General features: G+C 68.9%; 10 protein-coding genes. All 10 read right to left on the bottom strand.

The window, feature by feature from the left end; all coding sequences use genetic code 11:
- Positions 1-136: 136 nt before the first annotated feature.
- The gene (locus PLC66_RS00665; protein WP_324536872.1) at positions 137-700 is read right to left on the bottom strand and encodes a Gx transporter family protein; all 564 of its coding nucleotides are present in this window, start codon (positions 698-700) and stop codon (positions 137-139) included.
- Complete coding sequence (locus PLC66_RS00660; protein ID WP_324536870.1) at positions 681-1,070, bottom strand: NusG domain II-containing protein; 390 nt, start codon at positions 1,068-1,070, stop codon at positions 681-683. The genes PLC66_RS00665 and PLC66_RS00660 overlap by 20 nt, the downstream gene beginning before the upstream one ends.
- Positions 1,067-1,987, bottom strand: coding sequence for an RNase adapter RapZ (rapZ, locus tag PLC66_RS00655; protein WP_324536868.1), 921 nt, complete (start codon positions 1,985-1,987; stop codon positions 1,067-1,069). Before rapZ ends, PLC66_RS00660 begins: the two co-directional genes overlap by 4 nt.
- A 72-nt stretch (positions 1,988-2,059) precedes the next feature.
- On the bottom strand, positions 2,060-3,514 hold the full coding sequence (locus PLC66_RS00650) for an alanine/glycine:cation symporter family protein (protein ID WP_324536867.1): 1,455 nt from the start codon (positions 3,512-3,514) through the stop codon (positions 2,060-2,062).
- 89 nt (positions 3,515-3,603) lie between these two features.
- Positions 3,604-5,811: a cytochrome c biogenesis protein CcsA gene (ccsA, locus tag PLC66_RS00645; RefSeq protein ID WP_324536865.1), complete on the bottom strand. Its 2,208-nt coding sequence runs from the start codon at positions 5,809-5,811 to the stop codon at positions 3,604-3,606.
- A 1-nt stretch (position 5,812) separates the two neighbouring features.
- The gene (locus PLC66_RS00640; protein ID WP_324536863.1) at positions 5,813-6,826 is read right to left on the bottom strand and encodes a U32 family peptidase; all 1,014 of its coding nucleotides are present in this window, start codon (positions 6,824-6,826) and stop codon (positions 5,813-5,815) included.
- Complete coding sequence (locus tag PLC66_RS00635; protein WP_324536861.1) at positions 6,823-7,689, bottom strand: hypothetical protein; 867 nt, start codon at positions 7,687-7,689, stop codon at positions 6,823-6,825. Before PLC66_RS00635 ends, PLC66_RS00640 begins: the two co-directional genes overlap by 4 nt.
- A gap of 92 nt (positions 7,690-7,781) precedes the next feature.
- A complete protein-coding gene (locus PLC66_RS00630) occupies positions 7,782-9,284 on the bottom strand; it encodes an aldehyde dehydrogenase family protein (RefSeq protein WP_324536859.1) in 1,503 nt (500 codons plus the stop codon).
- A 70-nt stretch (positions 9,285-9,354) separates the two neighbouring features.
- On the bottom strand, positions 9,355-10,671 hold the full coding sequence (locus PLC66_RS00625; RefSeq protein WP_324536857.1) for an alginate export family protein: 1,317 nt from the start codon (positions 10,669-10,671) through the stop codon (positions 9,355-9,357).
- Between the two features lie 115 nt (positions 10,672-10,786).
- The gene (gene peaD, locus PLC66_RS00620) at positions 10,787-11,941 is read right to left on the bottom strand and encodes a quinohemoprotein amine dehydrogenase subunit beta (RefSeq protein ID WP_324536855.1); all 1,155 of its coding nucleotides are present in this window, start codon (positions 11,939-11,941) and stop codon (positions 10,787-10,789) included.
- Positions 11,942-11,951 lie beyond the last annotated feature (10 nt).

Here is an 11,951-nt window from a genome sequence, read left to right as displayed (position 1 = left end):
CGAGCCCGCACAGCGTTGCAAGCAGCGCGCTCAGCCATCGCCACCAGCCTCTCCGCATGTCTCCTCCGCGCCTTGAGTTGTGCCTTCATCAGGCATCGACGCGTGGTTGGACGTCAGCGCCCCGGCTGCGTTCCGACTATTTGGCCGCGCCCTTGCCGTCTGCGCCGCCCTCGCCCTTCGGCAGCGGGTCGAGCTCACCGAGCAGGCGGGCGGCAACCAGGCCATTGACCAGACCGAACACCACCGCCGCCAGCGCAAACACCGGCAACAGGTAGAACACGCCATCGTGCGGCACCAGCCACAGCCGTGCCACCAGCAGTTGCGCGCCGATGTGGGCGAAGGCGGCCAGAATGCTCTGGCTCACAGGCCCGAACCAGCGCCGCGGCAGATGCATTGCCAACCCCAGCACGAGCAGGCTGGCGACCGCGCCCGACAGGCTGAGAAAGAAGCCGGGCGCGAGAAACTGACCGAGCAGCAGGCTGCCCGCGAGCACGCGCAGCAAGGACACCCACACCGCCTCGCGCCAGCCCCAGCGGGCCAGCACGACAAGGGTGACGATGTTGGCCAATCCGGGCTTGACCCCCGGCAGCGGCAGCGGGATCGCGGCCTCGGCCACGGTCAGCACGATCGCCGCTGCCGCATGGCGGGCGATGCGGCGGTCCTCGACCGTCGGCGTCAGTTCAATAGTTGAGCGAGTCATAGTTCGCCGCACGTCCGGTGAGACTGAGGCTGACCTCATTCGGCGCGCAGATCGCCACCGCGCCGGCCTGAGTCAGCCACCCCTGACGCACACAGTACTGCCGCGGCCCCGGATCGGAGGCAACGCGGGCGCGCCCGGGCTGGATCTCGATCAGGGTCACGCCCAGCGGACCGGGCACCTCGATGAAGCGCTCGCGTGACAGGTCCACCTCGGCCACCACCTGGCCGCCCGCGCGCACCACCGCGCCGTCGGGCGCGCCGCCCTGCCACAGGGCGCGCACCGCCAGGCCACAGAGCAGCAGGCCGGCGAGCACGACGAGCACATCACCCGGGCGCAGCAGCGCCCACCAGTCGCCAGGCCGAAACCTCACACGCTGCCGCCAGCGCCTTCGCCGACCGGGCGGCTTGCGACATCATCGATCCGGCCCGCCGCACGATCGGCCGCACGTCGTGCCGCCGAGCGATGACGCACGATGACCTCGACCTGATCGCGAAACTGGTCGGCCAGCCACTCTGCCAGATACACCGAGCGATGCTGGCCGCCGGTGCAGCCGATGGCAACGGTGAGGTAGCTGCGATTGTCGCGCAGATAGGCCGGCAGCCAGTCGGCGACGAAGCGATGGATGTCGCGCGCCATGCGCCTGACCTCGGGCAGCTTCTCGAGGAAGTCGATGACCGGCTGGTCGCGCCCGGTGAGCGGCCGCAGATTGGGGTCGTAGTGCGGGTTGGGCAGGCAGCGCACGTCGAAGACGAGGTCCGCATCGAGCGGGATGCCGTACTTGAAGCCGAAGGACTCGAACATCAGCGTCATGCCCTCGGCGGCCGGCATCTGGATGAAGTCCTTCACCCAGGCGCGCAGGGTGTTCGGATGCAGGTCGCTGGTGTCGATCCGGTGACCAAGCGCGGCAATGCTCTCGAGCGCACCGCGCTCGCGCTGGATGGCCTCTTCGAGGCTGACATCGTCGATCGCCAGCGGATGGCGGCGGCGGGTCTCCGAAAAGCGGGCGATCAGCGCGTCGTCACGCGCCTCGAGGAAAATCACCCGCAGGTCGCGGACGGTGGCGCGCAAGGCCTCGACCTGCTGCGGCAGGGCCGCAATGCTGACCCCCGAGCGCATGTCCACCGCGACCGCCACCCGCCGCCAACCGGCACCACGCAGGTGGGCCACCAGTTGCGGCAGCAGGGCTGCAGGCAGGTTGTCGACGACGTAGTAGCCGGCATCCTCGAGCACGTTGAGCGCAATGCTCTTGCCCGATCCGGACAGCCCGCTGATGAGTACGATCTGCATGGTCCCCTACACGTAAAAAGCCCGCCGACACTATAGCGCAGCGTCGGCGGGCAATGACCTGAAGCGGGTCAATCAGGCCTCGCGCTTGCTGCGCTCGGCGCGCTCCACCCACCAGTCGGCCTTCTCGATGCCCAGCGGGCGTGGATCGAAGTCAGGCACGACGCGGCCCTGGGCCTGCTGCGCCTCGTAGTCCTTGAGCGCGAGCAGCGCGGGCTTCTGCAGCACCAGGATGGCGACGATGTTGAGCCAGGCCATGATGCCGACGCCGATGTCGCCCATGCCCCAGGCGAGGTCGCTGGTGCGCACGCAGCCATACAGCGCCGAGCCGATCAGCGCCACGCGCAGCACGAAGATCAGGGCCTCCGAACGCAGGTTGCGGGTGAGGTAGGCGAGGTTCGTCTCCGCGATGTAGTAGTAGGCCAGCACCGTGGTGAAGGCGAAGAAGAACAGCGCCACCGCGACGAAGACCGCGCCGAAACCGGGTAGCACACTTTCCATCGCCGCCTGCGTGTAGCCCGTGCCCGCCGCGATGTTGGCAAGGCCGGTGAACACCGGTTGGCCGTCGGCGCCCATCACGTTGTAGGTGCCGGTGATCAGGATCATGAAGGCAGTCGCCGAACACACGAACAGGGTGTCGACATAGACCGAGAAAGCCTGCACCAGACCCTGTGCCGCCGGATGCGGCACTTCGGCCGCGGCTGCAGCGTGCGGACCGGAGCCCTGGCCCGCCTCGTTCGAATACACGCCGCGCTTCACACCCCACTGGATCGCCAGGCCGATCATGGCGCCGAAGCCGGCCTCCAGGCCAAAGGCGGACGACAGGATCAGGCGGATGACCTCGGGCACCTTCTCTACGTTGAGCGCCACCACCACGGCCGCCGCCAGGATGTAGCCGAGGGCCATGAAGGGCACGACCACCTGGGTGACCTGGGCGATCCGGCGCACGCCACCGAAGATGATCAGGCCGAGCAGGATGACGATCACCGTGCCGGTCACCGCCGGCGCGATGCCGAAGGCGTTCTCCATGCCGGCCGCGATGCTGTTGGTCTGCACGCCGGGCAGCAGGATGCCGCACGCCAGCATCGTCGCCACCGCGAACACGATCGCATACACCCGCCAGCCCAGACCTTTCTCGATGTAGTAGGCCGGGCCACCACGGTACAGGCCATGATGCTCGATCTTGTAGATCTGACCGAGAGCGGACTCGACGTAGGCGGTCGCCGCCCCCAGGAAGGCGACCATCCACATCCAGAAGATGGCGCCCGGGCCGCCGAAGCCGATCGCGGTGGCGACGCCGGCGATGTTACCGGTGCCGACCCGGCCCGACAGCGCGAGGGTCAGCGCCTGAAAGGATGAAACGCCGGCAGCCGAACTCTTGCCGCGGAACATGGCCCGCACCATCTCGCCGAGATGGCGAACCTGCATGAAGCGGGTGCGGATCGAGAAGTACAGGCCCACCAGCAGGCACAGGTAGACGAGGGCGGGGCTCCACACCCAGCCGTTGATCCAGTCGACGGTTTCTTGCATGACGGCGTACCCGGAAAATGTGTGAGCCTGATTGTATCCGCTTGTTGCAGATCAATGCGCGGACGCAGCATCGGGAACAACCCGGACCATCAGTCAGCCACCCCATGCGGAGCACGCCCCGCCACCTTCCTGTCGGCAAGACCGGTCAACGCGAGCCAGCCCCCACCGAGCAGCATGAGCGCGAGACCAGTCCACAAGAGCGAAATCAGTGGGAACACCTTCACCACGACGAACACTGCCGTGCCGCCCGCCCGCCCCGTCATCGCCTCGACCACGCCGGCCGGCGACACCCAGAACTGTACCGCGCGCGACCAGTCCTGATCGATCAGCGGATCGAGGAGGTAGCCAGGAGTGCCGACATGGCGCGCGTAGCGGTAGTCGAGCATCTCGCAGACTTGGCGCAAGGGACCATCGTAGCGCTGGGGCGGCGAGCGCGAGTCGCGGTAAAGCGTCTGCCCATCCATCACTTCGCCTGACGCGCCGCGTGCTTCGATCACGGTGAGCGCCCGGACGCTGGAAGCCGCACCGAACGCCCCGTCGTGCACCGGCTCGAGCCGGATGGCGGAAAGACGGAAGGCGTAGCCGTTACGGTCCCGTTTCCACGCGCTCGGCTCGCCGTCGAAGACGATCTCATGCTCGGAGTAGCTGTTGAGTGCCGTCGCCAGCAGACCCCCACACAGTGCGAGCGCGACACCCGCATGAATCGCCATCAAGGGGATCGCCGGCACCACGCCGCGGCGACCATGGCGCCGAACCACGGCAACCGCCCACGCGATACCCCCCAGGGCCAGGTAGGCACTGGTGAGCAACGCCGCGTCCAGCAGCGGCAGCAGGGCCACCACTTGCTGCGAGAGAATGCCTTCGCCGGCGTAAAGCCGGGTCAGCGGCCCCGTCCACAAGACGCTCGCGGCCGCCACCACCAGTGCCAGCGCGAGGGAAAGGCGCCCCGCTGCGACAGACAATCGGCGGAAGAAATACCAACCACCTGTCAGGCCGAATCCGGCCAGCGGAACCAGCAAGCCGCGCGCGAGCGCATAGCCGTCGACATCCCATTGCTCGAACGCCGCGCGCAGCGCCGCCAGCTCACGCCCGGTCACCATGTTCGCAAGCATCGCGAGGAAGGGCTTGTACGCCTCCGGGCGTGGCATCTCCAGCGCCGTGGCCGCGAACGCGAACAGCAGCTGTCCGGCCGCGACGAGGGCTGCGGTAAGAAAGCATAGCTGGGCGAGCCACAAGCCGAGCGACGCGGCCGGCCGTGCCTGCGCCCCCGCCACTGCCAGTCCACGCCCGCGACCGGCCATAGCGCAGCCGAAGGTGAGCACGAGCAGGATGCTGCCGAGCGCCACGTGCGCCACCCAGGAATCGGCGCCAACGTAACGGTGCGAGCTGGCCAGGGCCGGATTGCGCGTCACCGCCATCACCAGCGGCACGGCCGCAGCGGCAAGCGCTGCTGCAGCCGGCATCAGCCGCCAGCGCCGACGCCCCGGCCCCCAGGCCGTCACCCCGTGCAGATGCGCCCCGAGCAGGCACCACAGGCAGAACACGGCGGTCTGCACCGGATCCCAGTGCCACACCTGACCGTACATCGCGTCCTCGAACGCCCACAGCATGCCGAAGCCGATGCCGGCGGTGAGCACGACCCAGGCGCGCCGGGCGCGCATACGGGCGAGCGGCGGCCAGGCCGTCTGGCGGCCGCGCAAGGCATCGAGCGCGGGGCCGGCGAGCATCAGCGTCCATCCGTAGGCCGCCACCACCAGCGGCGCATGGAAGAGCATCCACGGCTTCATCAGGTGTGCATTCATGCCTTGCGACGGCAGCTGCGCCAGCCAGTCGGCGGGCGTAGCGGCGAAGGGGGTCAGCCACAGCGCGAGCAGGCCGTGCCAGGCAAGCAGCGCCGCCGCCACCGAGCGCCGTCCATCATCGAGGCCGGCCCGTGCAGCACGTGCGGCCAGGCTGGCGAGACAGGCGGCCAGCAGCAAGGTCGTGCCCTCGTCCCCGCCCCAGACGTTGGCGATCTTCAGATGCAGCGGCAAGTCGGCACTGCTGTACAGCCAGACGTAGCGCAGCGCGAAGTGATCACGAGCGAAATGCCAGCCCAGCGCAAGGACGCAGGCCCACGCCAGCATCGCGGCAACGGCGAGCACCTGCACCCGCCGCGCCGGCCTCAAGGCGGCATGCACGGCAAGTGCCGCCACGGCCGCAAGGACGAGATTGCCGAGCGGCGGCCACAGCGCGGCCAGCGCCGCCACGACCACGGTGAGGGCCCAGCTCGGCAAACGGCGGGGCAGCCCGACCACCTCAGGCCACCTCGGTGCGCAGCACTTCGGGGTAGTAGCACATGTAGCCGGTCGCGCAGTGCACCTCCGAAGGACGCAGCTTCATCGCGAAATCGCGTACCTCCGCGTCATCCGTGCCCTCGCATGCGCGCTCGAGCACCGACTTCACCATGCGCACGCTCGCCAGCTTGCGCGCGGTGGGCGCCTCGCGCCCGGCGATCTTGATCGCCGCCACCCGCCCGCGTCGCAGCGCCGGCACCGCACACAAGCCGCAAGGTCCATAGGGCAGTCCTTCGGGCGTAGTGCTGAAGCCACAGGAGAAGCGGTACCACAGCCAGCGCTCGTACTCGGCATCGTTCTCCTGCAGGCGCGCCGCCAGCCGCGGCGACACGTCGCTGCCATCACGACGGCGGTAGCGGTACTCGAAGCGATCGAGGCAGATCGGCCCGCCGAGCTGGCCCGGCAGGTGGATGGTGTGGCAGGCGCCTTCCTCGAAGATGCAGCCGTCGTTGAGCACGAAAGCCTCGATCTCGATGTCGGGCACCTCGGCGGCGATGCTGGCGGCCTCGGCCAGGGTGACGTCGCGCGGCAGGATCAGGCGCTGCGCGCCGAGCTCGCGGCACAGCCGCGCCGCCCCGGCGTTGCGGCAGGTCGCCACCGAGCTGACGTGCATGCGCAGGGCCGGAAAGCGAATCGCCAGCGCATGGAGCAGGCCGAGATCACTGATGATCAGCGCATCGCCGCCCAGTTCGGCGAAACGCCCGGCGATGTCCTCCGCGGCACCGATCTGGGCGGCGGAATAGTGCTGGGCATTGAGCACCAGCGACACGGTTGCCTCATGCGCATGGGCGATGTCGATCGCGCTCGCCAGGTCCTCGTAGCGGGTCAGGTTGCCCGACGGACGGCGATTGGCATTGATCGCGTGGAAGCGGCCGAGCCAGTCGGGTGGCACCAGGCCGCAGTAGAACTCGTTCGCGCCTGCCTGCGCCAGCGGCTCGATCTCGGCGACGCGCGACACCGGGGCGACGATCCTCATAGCGGCGCTCCCGGCACGACCAGGCGGGCGACACGCCTGCTGTCGACCGCCTGCCTCAGGCTGTGCGCCATCGCCGCCGAATGGCGGCTGAACATGGTGTTGCCCAACTGGACGCTGGCCCCCGCGTCCGCCCGCCCGGGACGCGAGGCCAGCGCCGAGAAGCGCAGGCATTCCTTCTGGCAGCGGCGGCCGACGGCGAATCGCTCCGGTCCCTTCACCGCCAGCGAGCCCGCCCGGCACATGCGCCCCTTGGCCACATAGACGTAGGGCAGGTGCACCGCGGTGGGCAAGGGCAGGTCGGCGAACGCGGTGGCGTCGGCGAACAGCGGCACATCGATCTCCAGACTCTCGATTCCCAGCCGCGCGAACAGGCCGCGCATCGTCGGCGCCGCGAGGCCATGGCCGCAACGGCCCGCCCAGCCCGCATCGAGCCGCGGGTCCTTGGTCATGCGGCACAGCACGCGCCCGGCCACCGGACGCAGGTCCGGGAAGCGGCTCGCCAGCTCATGCGCGACGCCCCAGTCATTGACCACCACCTCACTGCCGGCCGGCAGCATGGTCAGCAGCGCATCGAGCCGCGCCAGGACCTCGGGCGAGGCGACCGGGGTCAGCAGGACCAGACGCAGGCCGACGTCCTCCGCCTGGCGCAAGGCCTCGCGCAGTACCCGCGTCGAGGGCAGCAGGTGTTCGCAGAACTCGCTGCCGAAATACAGATGGGTGGGCCGCAGCGGCGCCAGCCAGCCCGCCAGCTCGGCATCGCCATGGATGCGTTGCCAGTGGCGTGCGCGCTCCGCGGGCGCGGCCGCGATCCACGTCAGATCGAGCGTGTGGCAGGCCGCCACCGCCAGTTCGGGGGCATTCATTCCCTTTCCTCCTCGCAGCCACCGGGGCCGCGGGCCGGTGGCCCGCGGCCCCGCCCTGCGCGCGGCCGGCCACGCCGCAGCGCGCAGGGCGCTCACAGGGCCATGATCACCGACTTGCTCTCGGTATACAGGTCGAGCACCGCGCGCCCCATCTCGCGACCGATGCCCGACTGCTTGTAGCCGCCGAAGGGCATCGAGGCGTCGAGGATGTTGTGGCAGTTGACCCATACCGTGCCGGCCTTGATCTTCGGCAGCAGCCGATGCACCCGCGACAGATCGTTCGACCAGATGCTGGCGCCCAGGCCGTAGGGCGTGTCGTTGGCGCGGCGGGCGACCTCGTCGAGGTCGTCGTAAGGCATCGCGACCACCACCGGGCCGAAGATCTCCTCACGCACCACCTTCATGTCGTCGCGGGTGTCGACCAGCACCGTGGGCTTGACGAAGTAGCCCTCGCCCTCGCCCGCCGCGCCGCCCGCCAGCGCGCGCGCGCCTTGGTCGAAGCCGCTGCGGATGTAGCCGAGCACGCGCTGCTGCTGGGTGGCCGAGACCAGCGGACCGATCTGGGTCGTCGGGTCGATGCCGGCGCCCAGCTTCATGCCCGCAGCGATCTCGGACAAGCCCTCGACCACGCGCTCGAAACGACTCTTGTGCACATACAGGCGCGAACCCGCGCAGCACACCTGGCCCTGGTTGAAGAAGATCGCCTGCGCCGCACCCGCCGCCGCCGCCGCCGGATCGGCGTCGTCGAGCACGATCACCGGGCTCTTGCCGCCGAGCTCCAGCGACACCCGCGTCATGTTGTCGAGCGCGGCCTTGCCGACCAGCTTGCCGATCTCGGTCGAGCCAGTGAAGGCGACCTTCTCGATGCCGGTGTGCGCGGCCAGCGCCGCCCCCGCGGTGTGGCCGTGGCCGGTCACCACGTTGAACACCCCGGCCGGGTAGCCCGCCTCCAGCACCAGCTCGGCGAAGCGCAGCGCCGACAAGGGGGTCTCCTCTGCCGGCTTGAGCACCATGGTGCAGCCGGAGGCCAGCGCCGGCCCCGCCTTCCACGCCGCCATCAACAGCGGGAAGTTCCACGGGATGATCGCACCGACCACGCCCACCGGCTCGCGGCGGGTGAAGCCGAAGAACTCGCGGTTGCGCACCAGCGGCACCGACACTTCCATCGTCGAGCCCTCGATCTTGGTCGCCCAGCCCGCCATGTAGCGCAGGAAATCCACCATCAGCGCCAGGTCGACCGCGCGCGCCATGGTCACCGGCTTGCCGTTGTCGAGCGCCTCGATCTCGGCCAGTTCCTGCGCGTTCGCCTCCACCAGGTCGGCCAGGCGCAGCAGCAGGCGCTCACGGTCCACCGGGCGCATCTTCGGCCATTCGCCGTGCTCGAAAGCCTTACGCGCCGCGGCCACCGCGCGGTCGATGTCGGCCGCCTCGCCCGCCGGCACGCTGGCGAACACCTGCGCGCTGGCCGGGTCGACCACCTCAAGCGTGCCCCCGCCGACGGCCTCCAGCCACTCACTGCCGATCAGCATGCGCTTGGGCTGGGCCAGGAAGCGGCGTGTGTTGGCGCTCAGCAAATCACCCTTGTATCGATCCATCGTTCGTCTCCGTATTTGTATGCGTTTTGAGGTAATCGGGTTGCGCTGTCGGACGCGGAGTCCGCGCGCATCAGAAGTTGAACAGCATCACCGCCTGCAGATAGACGTTGCGGCGGTCGTTGCCCTGCAGCGCCTTCACGTCCCCGCCGCGCGGCTCGTAGATGCCGATCAGCGGCACGAAGGTGAAGTTGTCGTTGATCTGCCAGAAGGCGAACAGGTCGATCTCGCGCCCGTCGAGGTCGGCGGCATCGCCAATGGACTTGATGTCCCAGTACTGCAGGCTCACCGACAGGTCCGCGCGCGGCGCCAGCGTCAGCTCGAGCCGGTCCACCTTGTTGCCGCTATTCGCCGGGCCGGCATAGTTGGACGCGACCTCGCCCTGGAACCAGGTGCCGAGGCCACGGCTGAGGCCGAAGAACAGCGGATCGAAGGCCTCGTTGCGATCGGTCCCCGCCTTGTCGGCCGAGAAGCGCGCATGGCGGTAGTTCAGCGTCGGGCTCCACGGCAGCTCGGCGAAGGTCCACCCGCCCTCGACGGTCCACGCGTCGGCGTCGTTCGTCACCACGTCGCTGCCGCCGCGCTGGTCCACATACTCGAAGGACAGGAACAGGTTCTCCACCCCGAGGCTGCCCTGGCCGCGCACGCTGGTGATGCGCATGCCGTCGCGGCGGTCGAAGATGCCCAGGCCGCTGCCCTTGTCCACGTCGAGCACCTTCATCCAGCTCAGGCCCAGGGTGCCGTGCGTCTCCGACACATACTCCACATTGAGGCCGCCGAGCTCCGTGTCCTGGTGGTAGGGGTTGTTCGACTGCAGCCAGAAGGCGTCGCCGCGCACGGGGCCGTCCGGATCGACACGCAGGATGGCGGTGTTGCCGAAGCTCTTCTTGGCCGCAATGTAGTAGGCGCCACCGCGATCGACGTCGACACCGAGCACGTCCAGACCCTTGCCGAGGTTGATGCGGTCGCCCGCGATCAGGAAGCCGTCGCCGAGCTGGAACTGCTGGCGACCGAAGGAGAGGTCGAGCAGGCCGCCGGCGCTGCGCCAGCCGAGGTAGGCATCCTCCAGGTCGACGTCGCGCTCGCGTCCGGTGGTGTAGCCACCGGCGTCGCCGTCACCCCAGGTGCCCTGGGCGATCGCGCCCAGCCCGCCATACAGCTCACCCTCCCCGGCGCGGGTCTTGCCCACCAGCACGCCGTGCATGAAGGCCTCGCGCCACTGCCTGCCGCCTTCGCCGAGGTAGTCCTCGCGCGTCGAGAAGGCGCCGGCCATGCCGTCCACATTGAAGCCCAGGGTGGTGCCGTCGCGCTCATAGAAATCGGCGGCCTGTGCGCTGCCCAGCGTGGCCAGCCCCGCGAGCAAGGCGGCCACGGTCGTGTGAATGCGCATGATGTACGTCTCCTGATTGATTGTTTTGGCGTGCGGGGCCTCCTCGGGGCCGGTCAAGGCCCCGATGAACGCCCCGTGACGCGGGGTCAGCGGATCAGTGCTTGCGAGTTCGGGCTCAGCGCACGAAAACCTGCCCGGTGCCGAGCGACATGTCCCCACCCGGCAGCTTCACCTGGCCGACCTTGGCGAGCGTGTCGGCGTCATGGATGGAGATGTCGTTGAAGGTGCCGGTGAGGTACAGCCGGCTGCCGGCCTGGTTGGTCAGCAGCGTGTAGTAGGTGTGGTCGAGCTCGGCGGCCTGCACCAGCTTCTGCTGCGCGATGTCGTACTTGGTGAGGCGGTGCAGCAGGCCGTAGATGATGTTGCGGTCCTTCGGCGAGCGCAGGCCGGTGAAGTAGATCTCCGTCAGCGGGCCGAACTCGCGCGCCTCGGTCTCGCCACTCTTCAGGTTTACGTTGAGGAAGCCGTACTGGTACTCGGCGCTTGCCATGTCCTGCTTGTCATCCTGGAACTTCGCCGTGGTGTAGAGCAGGGTGAAATCCCGCTGCGGCGTCTGCACCGGCCAGATGTAGAGCACGTCGAGCGGCGCATGGGTGGGCCGCTGCCAATCGCGGATCGGCAGCGCCACCGTCATCGCGCCGGTCTTCACATCCACCTTGTAGATGTTCGGCCCGGCCAGATAGACCGCACCGTCGTCGCCCGCCTGCATGATGTTGGCCTGGCGCGGCGCCGGGAACATGCGCACCGGCTTGGCCTCCAGGCCCGCGCTCGTGTCGTACACCGCGAAGCGGGGCTCGCCCACGCGGTAGTGGTCGCGGTTGATCTGGGTCGGGTTCTGCACCGCGTACAGCTCCTTGCCGTCAGGACTGACGGTGAAGGATGCGATCGACTTGGCGCGCTCGTTGTCGCCCTGTGACATCTCGGCGCGGAAGGTGAGCTTGCAGCTGTCGAGATCGATGCCGTAGATCGTGCCGAAGCGGTTGTTGAGGATGTAGGCGGTGCGGCGGTCGGGCGCGATCTGGGTGGTGCCGGGCCCGAAGGCGTCGGGCAGCGTGCAGGTCTTGTAGACGCGCTCGCTGGCCAGATCGACCACGTTCAGGTTGTTCGGGTAGTTGGCCACCATGAGGTACTCGTTGCCGGGCTTGAGCGCCAGCGATTCGTTGGCCGCCGCGGCGGGATTGGCTGCAATCGCAGGCAAGGCGCCCGCAGCCAGACAGGCGAGCGTAGCCGCGCTGCGGCGCAGCGCGCCGCCGATCATCGTTTTCTTCATGGCTGCCCCC

The organism is Thauera sp. (assembly GCF_035444905.1).
GTDB lineage: Bacteria > Pseudomonadota > Gammaproteobacteria > Burkholderiales > Rhodocyclaceae > Thauera.
The sequence above is the reverse complement of the archived record's forward strand: the minus strand, read 5'-3'. Positions and strand labels throughout refer to the sequence as shown.